Below are 13,938 nucleotides of genomic sequence, written 5' to 3'. Positions count from 1 at the left end.
CCCCGGCAGCGCGGCCCGCCCGCGCCGCACCCCTCCCGCTCCTCCCGCCGGCCGACGCCGGCCCCACGCCCCGAGGTGACACCGCCATGCCCCTGTCCGAGAGCACGACCACCAGCACCACCGCCGCCGGCACCACCCCGGCCGTCAGCACGACCGTCGCCCCGACCGCCCTGCGTCCCGCGCCGGACGCCCCGCAGCCGGCCCTCATGCCGACGCTCGCCGCGACGTCCGCCCGCCGCGGCTCGCCCGTGGTCGCCTTCGGGCTGGGCCTGGCCGCCCTCACGGTCCTGGCCGTCTACATCGGCATCCCCCTGGTCCACGCCGCGCGGTTCCTCACCGGCGGCCTGGCCGCCGCCGCGGCGCTCGCGCTGGTCGTCGCCGTGGCGTTCGCCGCGCTCGTCGTGCGGATCCTGCACGGCACCCACCACCCCGCCCTCCCGACGAGCGGCCGCCGCCGTGGCGCCCGCCGCACCGCGGGCACCGGCGGGGGAGCGGCCACCCGGACCCTCGCGGCGGAGGCCGACCGCGCGGTCCGCCTCGACGCCGTCGGCCCCGAGGGGCGCTGAGGCACCGATGACCCGGTCCACCACCGCCCGGCGCGCGGGCGTCACCCTCGTCGCCGCGCTGGCCGCCGTCCTCGCACTGGTCGCCGTCGTCGCCGTGTACGTCGGCGCGGTGGGGCCGGGCGCCGGCCCGGCGTCGGCCGGCACGTCCGCCGCCGACGCCCCGCCCGTCCCGGCCGCGGCCGACGCCCCCGACCTGGCGGACCTCGAGCCCGCCGACGGCACCACCCGCTTCGGCGTGCAGCTCGCGTGGACCGAGGACGACCCGACCTCGCTCGTCGGGCGGCTGGGCCTGCAGCCCGCGCAGTACGGCATCTTCCTCGACTACCCGCTCACCGCGGAGCGCACGGATCAGCTCCTGTCCGCCGCGCGCGGCGCGCAGGCGCAGGACGGCGACGTCTTCCTCACGCTCGAGCCCATGGACGGCCTGACCAGCGACACCGCGGCGGCCGAGGCGCTGGCCGGCGTCCTGCGGCAGGTCAACGCGATCGGCCCGCAGGTCTACGTGCGGTTCGCGCACGAGATGAACGGCGGCTGGTACCCGTGGGGCCAGCAGCCGGCGGCCTACGTCGCGGCGTTCCGCGTCGTCGCGCAGGCCGTGCACACCGACGCCCCCGGCAACGCCATGGTGTGGTCGCCGAACTACGGCGGCGGCTTCCCCTTCGACGGCGGCGGCTGGACCGCGAAGCCGGGCACGGCCGACTGGTCCGCGATGGACACCGACGGCGACGGCGCGCTGACGATGGCCGACGACATGTACGCCCCGTTCTACCCGGGCGACGACGCCGTGGACTGGGTGGGCCTGACCCTCTACTGGTTCGGCTACACCTGGCCGTGGGGCGAGAACGAGGTCCCCGACGCCGGCCGCTTCGCCGCCCAGCTCACCGGCACCTACGCCGGCGGCACGGACCCGACCATGGGCTTCGCGCCCGACGAGACCGCCGTCCCCGACTTCTACGCCACCTACGCCACCCGCAAGCCGATGGCCCTGTCCGAGACCGGCGCGCTCTACAACACCGACGCCACGGGCGGCGCCGACGAGCTGAGCATCAAGAGCGCATGGATGGACCAGGTCCTCGGCCTGGGCGACGAGTTCCCCCGCCTGAAGATGGTCAACTGGTTCGAGCACCTGAAGTCGGAGCAGGAGGGCTACGGCGTCGTCGACTGGCGCGCGACCAGCAACCCCGCCGTCCTCGCCACGTTGCAAGGGGTTCTCTCTGTGCCTCGGTACTGAAACTTGGGATGCGCTGGGCACAGGGGTAGGCGAACGATCGAGCTATCGCTCGCTTGCGGTCGAGGTGGGAGATGAACGAAGACGGTTGTCACGGCACGGTGACGAACGTGACTTGCTCTCCCACTTGGACTTTAAGGCCAGTGGTGGCGGCTCGGCTGGGTATGGGAACCAATCGGCCATCGTCCCCGATCGCTGTCGTCCTGGCAGCAGACAGGTCCACTCCCGAGACCGTAACCGCGAGACAGGGGTGGTAGACCTCCCGGATCGGCTGCTGCGGTGTCGACTGCAATGGCGAGAGGTCGTCTCCGCTAATTTCATGCCACAGCGCTAACACAGTCGAGCCGTCCGCTCTCGCGAATTGGAGGTGATGCAGCCCTGAGGCATCGTATCCAGCAGGTGCATTCACCTGTAGCGTCAGCTGTGGCGAGGGTGGGTTTGGCTTAGTCAATGCGGACGGCTTCGGAGCGCTTACCGCCGAGATTAGAGACTGGAGCGCGTAGAACGCTGGCTTCGGCGTGAGATCGTGCCGTAGGAGACCAAAATGCGCTTCGCGGTTATAGCCTGTCGGGTCGTCGAAGGAGTCTACCAACTCGTACAGGAAAGTCCGGCGAATGCCGAGGCGGAAGTTTTCTAGGAAGATGCGCGGCACGTACCGCCCCTGCATCTTCTCAGACTGCCCGAATCGAAACGTCGAATATCCCGTCTCCGTCGCCGCCATGGGCCGCAAGCCAAATGGCGGGCGGTACGTGTCGAAATTCGTTGGGTAGCGATCAAGAGCGACACTTGGGAAATCTGCATTCCAGTAGTACCGCGAGATCCCCGCATAGTCGGACGGGTAGGAAAACGAGTTGCCCCCAGGGTATGGATGAAAATTCCCCCAATCGACGTATGGCGCGAGGCTATTCGCTGGGAAGGGATTTCCACCGCCCCAGTACGTGCCTCCCAGGCTGGGGCCGATGACTGGAATGCCGGCCGTACGACTGTCGGCCTTTGCGGCGCGGTACAGGTCCTTCTGCCACTCCATCGCGGCATCAGGAAAGGTGCGTCCCTTGTACACGCGGTGACCTTGAGTCCAGTACAGATCAGGCTCGTTAGGGCCCTCAAAGCCCGCGATAGCGCCAGAGGCGGCCAGAGGTGCGAGTTGGGCGATCTGAAGTGCAGGATCGCCGGACCCGTCCATCGCCGAATCGACACCCACGGTCGTCTTGATCCCGGACGAGAACAGATCGGGGGCCCTCGAAGCGTCCCCACGGACGTGGCGAACTCCGCTCGCTACCAGGAGTCTCCTTATCGAGGGATATGCCGCCCCGTAGGGCGTATCCAGGTAGTCCCAGTGGGTTCCGACGCCAATCGAATCCACGAGCTGGTCGCCCGTTGGTGCCGCCCAGACCGTGTCAGCCGCATTGGCCGCCGAGCTGGTAGCGACGCATACGACACCAGCGGCAGCGGTTGCAGCCGTGAGTGCGAGAGCGACGAGTCCGCGGAAGCTCCGATGAGGGATGCCCATGCTCCGCTATGTCGGCATGGGAACGGACGCCCTTGAGGGCTCGGGCGCCGCCACTGGTATGGAGCTTCACGGCTTTAGGTTGTTTTGCCCGGTTTCAGCACGTAGATGACAGCTCGTACGTCTCCTCGATTGGGGACCAGCAGCGCCATCATAGGGAACGCCATCGACCTCGCGGTGATGACGAACGCTGCAAACGCTGTCACCAACTGGGCCACGGCTACGGTAGCCGCAGCCCCCAGCGCACCGAATGTTGGGACGGATAGCACGAGGCCGGGAATCATGGCGGCGAGACCGAAAAGTTGCGCGACGACCTGCGCTTGTGGGCGGTCCCGTGCGGCGAGTCCTGCAAAGAGGACCGATGACAACGAGTTCCCGATGGTCGCGACCACCAGGACCTGAACTACCGCAACGGCAGGGCCGTAATCGCGACCGAAGACAAGCGGAACCAGTACGGGTGCCGCCAGGACGATGGCGATGGAAGATCCGACGCTAAGGCCGCCAACGACGCGAAGCATCAAACCAAGGCGAGCGGCGAAGTCGACCTCGGGTCGCGAAAGTGTCCGGACGACGATGTCTCTTACGGCACTCAGTGCGAGTATCGGAACGTCCGCGACTGCGGCTGCAATGACAAACAGTCCGAGTTGCGTCGCGGTCGAGTTCGCGGCCATGTATACCTCGGTCGCGCGAATGAGGGCCAGGCCGACGACGCTGCTCGCCCAGGACCGTGCTGCGTACGAAGCAATTTTGCCAGCGTCAGCCTCGGCGAGTGCGGCGCCGTCCGTTGAGCGCCGCCCAGATGCGAGATGTAGAACAAGCCCCACGACGAGTCCCGGAAGCCACGATGCGAGAACGGCCACTACTACGCTCTCGAGCCAACCTGCGAGAAAGCACACGACCACCGCTATGAATCTCACTATACCGGCCGTCCATCGCTCGGCCACGGCGACGCCATACTTGCCATAGCCGAGTGCTCGCGCTCGAAGGACGTCGACAAGAAGTACTGCCGGCAGCGTCCATGCGACACATTCGTAGACTGAGCGGATCCCTCCTTGGGCGTCTATAGCGGGCGGCCGAAAGAGCGTCAGCAGAAGCGCTGCCACGACACCTGCAGCTACCGCCGCTGCGCAAACTCGCAAGAACGCCCTGTGCGACATGCCGCCACGTGCCGTGTGAAACAGTGTGGCCGCGGGCAGCCCTAGGCCAGCTAAGCCGGCGACTAACATGGCAGGACTCAGCACGGCGGACATCGACCCCCGGCCTTCGGGGTTGAGAGCCCTAGCGAGAAGTGGGGATGTGATGAGAGCTGCCATGGGCAACACGAGCGAAGACGCGCCTGTGGCAAGCATCGCGCGTCCCGCGCTCATCTCGCGCTTGACCATGGTGCTCAACCCTCCGCAGTGTGGGCGACGACACAACGGAGTTGTGCCTGGACAGCTCGTGTGCCCCGTCGTCCGCCTTGCTCGCGTGAGATCCTCCCCGCGGTAAGTACCGCGACCACAGGCGAGACCCAGGGGTGAGTGATGGCGAGCAGGTTCACGGTGGTCCTGCCGGATGGCCGCATCATGCCATGGACGGATCTCGACGACACCGCCGGCTTGCCGAAGGACTGCGCGTATTACGGAGCTCTCCTCTCGGCCTTGGACGCGGAACTATGCGAACCAAGGTTTCGGTTCGTCCTTACTTGGTCGACAGACACGTTGCCGTTCTCCGGCAAGGATGTGATCGTCCTGCAGGTAGCCGACGAATGGTGTCGGTGGCCGAGGTACGTCGACGATGTAGCTGCCGTGCTCAAGACCAACGGGACGTTCCCTGCGCTTGGCTGGCCCGGTGTCCGTGCATCGGTCGGTCTACAGGCCATGAGCGTCCTGCAGTGGATTCGCGTGACACTCAAAACCTTGCCGGGACGTCCCCGCCACCTTCGCTGGCGGCTCACACGGATGTGCGCGCGGACACCGGTGATCGTGATTCCCCTTGGCGCCTTGAGTCCGCCTCCAACGCAGGCGGTGCCTTGGGAAGAGCGGACCGTCGATGTAATCTTCTTAGGCAGCATCGCTCACGGGCAAGAAGGCTCGCGTCGTGTCGCCGGACCGAAGGAGTACGCCCGCCGGGACATGCTCGCAGCTGTCAATGATGTGAAACTACGGAGACCTGACCTGAAATTCCGTCTCGGGGAGACGGGAGGTTTCGTCGAGTCGATCGCGAGCGATCAAAACGCCTATAGCCGCGCGATGGGAAACGCGCGAGTGGCGCTGGTCCCCAGGGGTACTCATCTTGAGACATTTCGCTTCTTCGAGGCGATCGGGGCAGGAGCAGTACCGATTGTTGAGCCGCTCCCGCGCCACAGATACTATAGTTCTGGGCCTCATGTTCGCCTGAAGAACTGGGCGGAACTCCCACGGATCATCGACTACCTGCTGCCGGTCGAGGGTCTTCATGCGCAGGGATACGGTCAGGGTCTTCACGAGCAATGCCTAAGGGCGTGGTCGTCGACATATGCACCTGACGCCGTCGGCAGGTCGTCTGCGCAGGAGTTGACACGTGCGTTTGCCATGCAAGAGAAGAGGAGGCGGTGAATCGAAATGACGGACGAATTGGTCCCAATCTCTGCGGTGATCTGCACGTTGAATGAAGCCGAGAAAATTGGTCGGGCTCTACGTTCACTCGCCTGGACGGCTGAGGTAGTGGTCGTAGATTCTGGCAGCACGGACGGGACTGTGGAGATTGCGCGCGGCGCGGGCGCACGCGTCTTTGAGCACGAGTGGCTAGGGTTCTCCGCACAGAAGAATTTCGCAGCCTCTTTGGCTCGCAACGACTGGATCCTCAGCATCGACGCCGACGAAGTTGTCACTCCTCAGTTGGCGGGAGCTATTCGGGAGGTCATCGACGGAGTTCCTCGAAGCACTCAGTCCTTCTCGGTTGATCGACGCAACGACTTCCTGGGCAAGATGCTTCCAAATAGTGCGAGAAGCGCAAATCGATTGAATTACGTCCGGGTATACAACCGGACTACGGCGTCTTGGGATGAGTCGGTTGAGGTGCACGAACTCGTCAAAACACCGGAGAAGCCGCAACCGATCCGTGGGCAACTCTTGCACATCAATGACTTATCTGTTGACGGATTGGTGGCGCTATTCAACCGGTATGCGACAGCCGAGGCCGCAGCACTAGTGGCCGCTGGCCGCCGGGCGACGGTATTAGACCTGACCGCTCGACCCATTGCTCGCTTCGTCTGGCACTTCTTGATCAAGGGTGAGTGGCGGTTGGGGCGCCGCGGAGCGGCTCATGCGGGAATTAAAGCACTGAGCGACTTCATCCGGTACGCCAAACTGCTAGAGAACGAGCTACGCGTATCGAGCTCATTGACAGTTGAGGAGAAAGCGGCGTGACGGCACGCCAAATGGTCTGGGCTGTCCTTTGCCTTCTCCCGGCCAGTACGACGAAGAATCGGTTGCTCCGGGCAGCCGGCGCAGCCGTTGCGAAGGACGCCGTCTTTGGGCCCAATCTAGTCCTTCGGTGCTCGCAGATGACGGTGGCGCGCGGATCTGTGATTCGCTCGGGTAATGTCTTCAAAGGCGTCGACCAGTTGTCGATCGGCGAGCACGCGTATATCGGCAGTTGGAACTTCTTCACAGCGGGTGCCGAGTTTGCCTCGACGTGCGGGCCCGCCAAGTTGACGGTCCGCGCATCGGCGTCCATCACTGGGCGTCACTATTTCGACTGCTCAGGTGGCGTCTCGATCGGTGCCTTCAGCACAATTGCGGGGCTGCGCTCCACCATTCTGAGCCACGGAATCGACGTCACAGAGAACGAGCAGCGCGCGCTCCCCGTGACGATCGGTGACTACTGCCTGGTCGGCAGCAACTGCACGATACTCGCGGGCGCAGCGCTCCCCGCACGCAGTGTTCTGGCCGCAGGGGCCGTCCTGGTCCGCGTGTCGGACCGAGCGGTTGTGCCCGCAGGGCTTTACGCTGGCGTGCCGGCGCGCCTCAAAGGCTCGACCGAGGGCGGTTACTTCTCAAGGACGGAGAGATCCGTGGCGCCCAAGAGCTGACATCTGTGGCCGCCCTCGTTGCCGTACTGAGTGGTCGACGTCTCGTCCCCCCTACACACCGCTGGTCCGCAGTCGGATAAAGTACGAGCATGAGGCTTCGCATCGCGTGTTTGCTGGTAGCTGCGGCGGCAGCCCTGGGGGCCCTAACTGGAGCGGGCTTTGCAGCTGTCGTGCCTAGTGCGGTGAGTGCGAGCACGACGTTCAATCTTGTGGCCGTCCCTTCGGAGCCTACGACCGCTACCACGCTGTCACGCGACTCGCTCGAGGTCTGGGGCCAGACCTACGCGCAGATCATTTCTGGGCGAGCCATGCGGTCGGCACTCGAGAGCGACGTCGGGGAGGGTTCCGCGGCCGAGATATCAGCGCAGTGGGTCCCCGACACGACATTGATCGATGTAGAGGTCGAGGCGCGGACGATCGACTCGGCCGCGGAAGTTATTGCGGCATTGGAAGACGCAGTGAACGGGCAGCTTCAAACATCGCTCGGCGGTGCTCCTGCGTCTCCGCTGCCATACGTGCTGACGGTAGCGGAGCCCGCTGGCGAGCCCCGAACTACCCGATCCGCCGCGATCACGGTGCTCTATGGCGGAGTCGCAGCGGGCTCGATCGCGGCGGCGATCTGCTACCTCTTGTGGCGTCGATCCCAGCAGGCATGAGACGTCACCGGTCCGTGCGCCGTCTCAAGGCGGCTTACTTTCTGCCGCTGTTCGCTGCACTGCCCGCGTCACTTGTTGCCGTGAGTGTTGGTGGGCGGTGGGCAGCGGTGGTGGTCTTCGCATGTATTTCGTCAATCGTCTACATCGCTGACGAGGAACGCGTATACCTTGCCGCGATCGCGCTTGTGCCTTTTATAGCAGGCATTCGTCGGATATCCGCTGGCGAACGCGGGTACGTCGAGAATGACCCACTCGTGCTGCTGCCGGTGATGGTGGCGGCCCCGGTCCTGATCTCGATCCTCAGGTCCCGCGTCGCGGTTCGGCGCGGGGGAGCACTACTGCTGCTCGCTTGTTGTGGTTCGATCCTCGTCAGTGCAGCTGTCGGGCTAGTCCAAGGGCAATCGGCAGTGCTCTACGGTGCAATCCTTCAGTTGGTGCCCTTGGTCGCCGGTGTCGGGATTGCATGCGGCCTGTTCGTCGGCCTGCACCTGAAGGTACTACGGGTTGCGGTCGCGACAGGCGTCGTGGTCGCCGTGTATGGCATCATGCAACGATTTTATGCACCGTCGTGGGACTTGGCGTGGCTTCGCGATCGCCAGGAAGTCCTTGTGAGCATCGGACCACCGATACAGGGTCAATTCCGTGTCTTCAGTACCATGGAGAGTCCTGGGCCATACGCGCTCTTCCTGGCGATCGCAGTGACCCTCTGCGCCGTCAGGGCGGCGTACAGCGACGGTCGACGCGCCATATTCGTCGCAGTCGCACTCATCTTGTTCGTGGCGATGTGTCTGTCATCTGTCCGCGCCGCAATATTTGCCGTTCCGATCGCATTGATCGTAGCGCTGGTCGCTTCGCGCAGATTGGGCGCTCCGGGGGCCGTCGTCCTGGCAGGCGCGAGCGTCGCAATCGTGTCGACCTTACCGGTGTGGTTGGACCGCGGCGGGAGCGAGTCGTCCGTCTCCGCAGCTCGCTACTCGTTGTCCGCCCTCGGTGAGGACGGAAGTTTCCAGGAACGTACTGAGTTGCTCGCGCAATTCGCCAGCGTGTTGCGCTCGCCCTTTGGTTCTGGTCCGGGGACCGTGACGCCGCTCGATAACGGATACCTTGCAAGAGGCCTTGAGCTCGGCATGTTCGGGCTCGTGATCTTCCTGGCGATTGTACTACTCGCTGTTAGGGAGGGTTTGCGTGCCGCTCCCACCGACGCAGCGGCCGGTTTGGCTCTTTCTGTCGTCGTACTCGGCGCGGTGTTCGAGCTCAGTGGAGCGGCAGTCAGCGGTAGCATAGGCTACTTCTTTTGGCCCTCGGTAGGATACCTGTTCAGTGATCTTGTGGTCCGTCGCGGTGCAGCGCTGCGACAGGAGCGACCGGAGGGGACAGTCATTGCGTAGCGAGAACAAAAACCTAACGGATCGCACTAAACGAGCGGGCTCGCGGGTGCTGTATGTAGTCAGCAACTATCCGAGCGTGTCGGAGACCTTCGTAACCCGAGAAATTGCGGCCATGATAGCTATGGGTGTCAATGTGCGCGTATTTCCCCTTGGTGAGCCAGCGCGCGATCGGCCTGCGATTGCAGCTGTCATACCCAAGAAGGCCGCAGTGAAGGGTCTTGCGTGGGCTCTGCGCCTTGGTGCCGGCGAGATACGCCTTACGACAGAACTCCTCAGGAATAGGTCATGGAGGGAGTTGTCCCGGCTGGCTTATGCTGTTCTTCGGGCCGGTGGAGCGATGGCGGCGCTGGCGAAACACCCGCCTACGCATGTGCACGCGCATTTTCTGGCTAGACCAGCAGATGTCGGGCGCATCATCGCGCGTGCTACCGGCGCCAACTTCAGCGTAACCGCCCATGCCGGCGACGCGTACATGCCCTGGGAACCGCTTCTCTATAGCGAACGAATCGCGTCGGCATCCGCGATAGTCGCCGCCAGCGGGCATGTTGCCGCTACGCTTCTCGCCAGGCACGCGGACAAGAGGGTTGCGGTAGTGCACTGTGGCATAGATTTCAGGGAGCTCCCGTCGGTCGTGCCGCAGAAGGAGAGGCGAGGGCTCATCACGGTAGGACGGATGGTTCCCACCAAGGGCTACCTTGAGTTGTTGGACGTACTTCCAGCCGTGATGGATGAGCACCCAACGCTCGAGTGGCACATCTATGGTGACGGCCCCCTCTACACCCAGGTCCAAAACTTCTTTTCGTCGACCGCCTTCAGGGATCGCGTGATCCTTCATGGGTCGGTGACTAACGAAGCCGTGCTGTCGGCGATTGCTAGATCCTCCTGTTTTGTACTGCCTGCGCTACCGTCCGATGATCACCACGGCGATGGCCTCCCAGTGGTGCTGATGGAGGCCCTGGCGTTGGAGACTGCCGTTGTCTCTACCGCGTTCGCGGGTATCCCCGAGTTGGTGACACCCGACGTGGGGTATCTGGTGCCTCCGTTCGACAAGCAGGAGCTCTCTCGCGCAATCAGAGCTGCTCTAACTCAAGAGGCAGCGCTGCGCGCAGAGGCGGCTCGTCGAGGCAGAGCGATGGTGCAGGAACGCTTCAATGTTGCCACGGAGGCGCGCATCCTGGCCGAGCAAGTGTGGGGAATTTCCGTCCCGACTTCGGTGCGGGGGTTGGATTCAGATGGTCGGTAGCATGCCTGTTCGCCCGCACAGTCCCACGGCGGTCCGTCGTCGGGGCAGCAAGGGGAAGATTGCGTTCCTTACGCACTCAGCAAAACTCAGCGGCGCGGAGATCGCGCTCGCCAACATCGTGCCGTGGTTGACGAACGATGTCGACGTCGTGGTCATGCTGGGCGAAGACGGGCCATTAGCCGACGCATTGAGGGTGCGGGGCGTCGACGTCATAATCGTCGATTCACTTCGAGCACTCTCGCAATTGCGCCGGGAGGGCGGCTTCGTCTCGGTGCTTCAATCTTCGAGTGGGATCGTTCGCATGGTCTGGCGACATGCGGTCTTGTTTCGGCGGTTGCGGGTGGACGTCGTAGAGACGGGTTCCATGAAGTCGCACGTGTATGGCGGAATCGCCGCCATTCTCGTTGGCCGTCCGCTGATCTTGAGACTCCACGATCGCGTCGATGAGCGGTATTTCGCACGCGTGTTTGCTCGCACGATGCGCTTTTGGTGTGCTGTCGTCCCGGACTTGGTCGTGGCAAACTCGCAGTCTTCAGCCTCGACGCTCTTGCCCTCGACCCGCGTCAGGGTGGTGCCACCGGCTGTGCCGGCGGTCGGCGTCGGTCAACGTGTTGATGGTATCGATCACGATCTACATTTCGGCTGCATCGGTCGGATAGCGCCTTGGAAGGGGCAGGCTGAGCTCATTGAGGCGTTCGCAGGAGCGTTCCGAGGAGGCGGGGAGCGGCTCGTGATCTGCGGAGCGCCCTTGTTTGGGGAAGACGCGTACTTCGAGAGTATCAAGCTACTAGCCGTCGAGCTCGGTGTCGCCGACCAGGTGCAATTTCTGGGTTTCGTCCAGGATGTGGGGTCTGTTCTCGGCTCCCTCGACGTCCTGGTTCATTCGTCGATCCTGCCCGAGCCCTTCGGGCAAGTGGTCATTGAGGGAATGTCGGCGGGTCTTGCTGTCGTCGCTGCGGACAGCGGAGGGCCCGCGGAAAACATCGAGCACGGCGTGAATGGCCTGCTTTATGCGACAGGGAATGTCGAAGAATTGCGGCGATGTCTCGAACTTGTGGCAAGCGCAGATGACCTTCGTACGAGAATCGGGGCGGCGGGTCCTCTACAAGCAGCTCGGTTCCAACCTGAGGCGGTAGTGCCGACGCTGCTCGACTGCTACCGGTTGGTGCAAGGCACCCGAGGCAGTCTTCGGGTCCTTCGACGCCTAAGTCGAACGCTTATAGCCTCTTTCCGCCCACTTAGGCGTTGAATGTCTTGAGGGTTTCTTCCGCCGCCTGTCGGTTCGGTCGTGGCGTTCACCGCACCAAGCGTCGATGTTTTGATGCGCAATCGAGGCTCTTGGAAGATGCCACAGCTTGCGCGAAGTCTCTCATAGTGGCGTTGTATTTTGAGACTGAGAATCGCTGCGCGTTCTGTGCGACTTGCTCCCGATCGAACTCCGGGAAGCGCGTGAGTGCCTGTACGATAGCGATGGGCGACTCGTCTTCAATGAAGACGCCTGAGGAGCCTTCCGCCGTCGAGTCGAGGAAGCCTCCAGCGCGAAGCACCGCCACTGGTGTACCGAAGGCGTTTGCCTCGATCGGCGTCAACCCGAAGTCCTCGTAGGAGACCGAGACGAGGGCGCGTGCGTTCTTGTACAACCAGCGGAGCTGCGCATCGGAGACTACTCCCAGAGCGCGAACGCTCCCCGAGCGGCGCGGTGTATCCGAAGTCGCCCCGACAACGACGAGTTCGTGTCCGGGAAGACGTTCCACTGCGTCAATGATGGATTGCGTGTTCTTGTAACCGCGCCCCCTGGCGATGGTCAACCAAAAGCCTGGCTCGAGCCCTTCAATGGCTTCCGCTCTCGCCGCGGTATCAACGGCGACGGGAGGGTGCACGACCTCTGCATGAATGCCGTATGTTCGCTTGATCCTCGCAGCTACGACGGTGGAATTTGCTACATAGCATGTAGCATTTTTCGCGGCTCTCGCATCCCACCGTCGTAGGCCGTGCATAAACGGGGATAGTGCGGCCCGCTGGAGTTTCGAAGCGTGGTAATCCGCGGGCTGGTAAAGCCACCTAGCGGGGTTGTGGCAGTACACGATTGTTTTCGCGCCACCGGCATCAACGGCGTGTGCCCATCCTGTGCTGCTAGCGATGACTACGTCGGCGCCGCGAATTTTTGTCTGGCTCCACGCGAGCGGCAAAAGCGGCAAGGCCAGGCGAGGATCGCGTCGGAAGTGGCCAAAATGCTGCAGGAATGAAGTGCGGACCTGGACATCTTGGAATCCGTCAAAAGTCTGCTCGGGGGCGTAGACGCTGGTATATAGGGGAGACCCCGGAAACGCGGAAGTGAGGGCTAGCGCGACTCGCTCAGCGCCTCCCCGTTGGGTCAAATAGTCGTGCGCCAGCGCAACCCGCACCATACTCCCGCCCCCTTAAGACCGTGTAGCGGTATGATACGTGAAGATGTGGGGGAGGATTGCAGGCGGTGGTGTGCTCGACGCCACGGCGTATCGGCACAGGTCGACGTCAGGGCCACCCTATCGGGTGAATTTGGGTTGAGAGCGTTGCTGGCTGAGTGCGCCGCGCTATCATCCGCCATGATTTCGGTGCCGGAGCTGTCCACAACGAGGTCGCAGGGCCGTCGAGGCCCGGTCACCAGGTGGCTGAGACCGGGCGTTCTCGTCGGCACAGCGATCGTCGTGGGTGCATCCTCGGCGATGTACGTGGCAGCTGACGGCCGTTGGGGCCATTATTCACGCTTGCTAAACCCGGACGCCGAGTTCGCTGTGCCCGCGGCCTGGAACGCACTCCTGTTGATCGTCGCGGCAGGGTTCTCAGCGCTGCTGAGCCGGCGAGTGACGCGTCTGTACGTCTGGCTTGCGGTTGGGCTTCTGGTCATGGCGATCGACGAGACGCTGGCGGTGCACGAGGGGATCGAGCGGGCGCTGGGCGTCGATTGGCAAGTCCTGTACGCGCCACTCGCCCTTGGCGCGCTCGTTCTCGCGCTTCGACTCGTTACGACCCTGTGGCGACGCGACCGGCGGACGCTGCCAGGTCTCCTGGCGGTCGGGAGTTGTTGGCTGTTCTCGCAGGTTCTGGAGGCCTTCGAGTGGCGCGGTGCGGTCCAGATGCCGCACTACGCGGCCATGATGCTCGTGGAGGAGGCGCTTGAGACCTCCGGGAGTGCGGTGCTGGTCCTGACAACCGCAACGGCGTGGCTTCGCACGAGTTCAGCGAGCAAGGTCACGTAGCCAGCCGACAAGTCCTAGAACGGCCGCCGCTACGCTGACCTCGCACCCGCCGCCGGG

At 63.8% G+C, this 13,938-nt stretch carries 13 protein-coding genes; 10 read left to right on the top strand and 3 right to left on the bottom strand.

Annotated features, from left to right (window positions below; all coding sequences use genetic code 11):
- Window positions 1–86 precede the first annotated feature (86 nt).
- Both BM048_RS05660 and BM048_RS05655 read left to right on the top strand, forming a co-directional pair.
- Window positions 87–566, top strand: a complete 480-nt coding sequence (locus BM048_RS05660; protein ID WP_090031425.1) for a hypothetical protein — start codon at window positions 87–89, stop codon at window positions 564–566.
- Window positions 567–573: 7 nt separating this feature from the next.
- On the top strand, window positions 574–1,797 hold the full coding sequence (locus tag BM048_RS05655) for a glycoside hydrolase family 26 protein (RefSeq protein ID WP_090031423.1): 1,224 nt from the start codon (window positions 574–576) through the stop codon (window positions 1,795–1,797).
- Between the two features lie 88 nt (window positions 1,798–1,885).
- Here BM048_RS05655 and BM048_RS17715 read toward each other — a convergent pair whose 3' ends face one another.
- Window positions 1,886–2,854, bottom strand: coding sequence for a hypothetical protein (locus BM048_RS17715; RefSeq protein WP_139224315.1), 969 nt, complete (start codon window positions 2,852–2,854; stop codon window positions 1,886–1,888).
- A gap of 524 nt (window positions 2,855–3,378) precedes the next feature.
- Complete coding sequence (locus BM048_RS17710) at window positions 3,379–4,404, bottom strand: lipopolysaccharide biosynthesis protein (RefSeq protein WP_139224314.1); 1,026 nt, start codon at window positions 4,402–4,404, stop codon at window positions 3,379–3,381.
- 420 nt (window positions 4,405–4,824) lie between these two features.
- On the opposite strand from BM048_RS17710, the gene BM048_RS17705 reads away from it, so the two are divergent.
- From BM048_RS17705 to BM048_RS05620, 7 genes are all read left to right on the top strand, one after another.
- Entirely contained in the window at window positions 4,825–5,877 is a 1,053-nt protein-coding gene (locus BM048_RS17705) for an exostosin family protein (protein WP_139224313.1), read from the top strand.
- Between the two features lie 6 nt (window positions 5,878–5,883).
- Entirely contained in the window at window positions 5,884–6,690 is an 807-nt protein-coding gene (locus tag BM048_RS05645) for a glycosyltransferase family 2 protein (RefSeq protein ID WP_090031420.1), read from the top strand.
- Between the two features lie 137 nt (window positions 6,691–6,827).
- Complete coding sequence (locus BM048_RS05640) at window positions 6,828–7,355, top strand: acyltransferase (RefSeq protein WP_175499325.1); 528 nt, start codon at window positions 6,828–6,830, stop codon at window positions 7,353–7,355.
- Window positions 7,356–7,537: 182 nt separating this feature from the next.
- On the top strand, window positions 7,538–8,011 hold the full coding sequence (locus BM048_RS05635; protein WP_139224312.1) for a hypothetical protein: 474 nt from the start codon (window positions 7,538–7,540) through the stop codon (window positions 8,009–8,011).
- 14 nt (window positions 8,012–8,025) lie between these two features.
- Window positions 8,026–9,399 carry an O-antigen ligase family protein gene (locus tag BM048_RS05630; RefSeq protein WP_139224311.1) on the top strand — a complete coding sequence of 458 codons (1,374 nt, stop codon included), beginning with the start codon at window positions 8,026–8,028 and terminating at the stop codon, window positions 9,397–9,399.
- Between the two features lie 76 nt (window positions 9,400–9,475).
- A complete protein-coding gene (locus tag BM048_RS05625; protein WP_139224310.1) occupies window positions 9,476–10,642 on the top strand; it encodes a glycosyltransferase family 4 protein in 1,167 nt (388 codons plus the stop codon).
- A 1-nt stretch (window position 10,643) separates the two neighbouring features.
- Window positions 10,644–11,891 carry a glycosyltransferase family 4 protein gene (locus tag BM048_RS05620; protein WP_175499323.1) on the top strand — a complete coding sequence of 416 codons (1,248 nt, stop codon included), beginning with the start codon at window positions 10,644–10,646 and terminating at the stop codon, window positions 11,889–11,891.
- A gap of 46 nt (window positions 11,892–11,937) precedes the next feature.
- On the opposite strand, the gene BM048_RS18920 is transcribed toward BM048_RS05620, so the two are convergent.
- On the bottom strand, window positions 11,938–13,050 hold the full coding sequence (locus tag BM048_RS18920; protein ID WP_090031411.1) for a glycosyltransferase: 1,113 nt from the start codon (window positions 13,048–13,050) through the stop codon (window positions 11,938–11,940).
- A 177-nt stretch (window positions 13,051–13,227) separates the two neighbouring features.
- Between BM048_RS18920 and BM048_RS05610 the strand changes: the two genes are divergently transcribed.
- Complete coding sequence (locus BM048_RS05610; RefSeq protein WP_139224309.1) at window positions 13,228–13,881, top strand: hypothetical protein; 654 nt, start codon at window positions 13,228–13,230, stop codon at window positions 13,879–13,881.
- Window positions 13,882–13,938 lie beyond the last annotated feature (57 nt).

The sequence above is a fragment of the Cellulomonas marina genome (assembly GCF_900111925.1).
Lineage (GTDB): Bacteria > Actinomycetota > Actinomycetes > Actinomycetales > Cellulomonadaceae > Cellulomonas > Cellulomonas marina.
The sequence above is the reverse complement of the archived record's forward strand: the minus strand, read 5'-3'. Positions and strand labels throughout refer to the sequence as shown.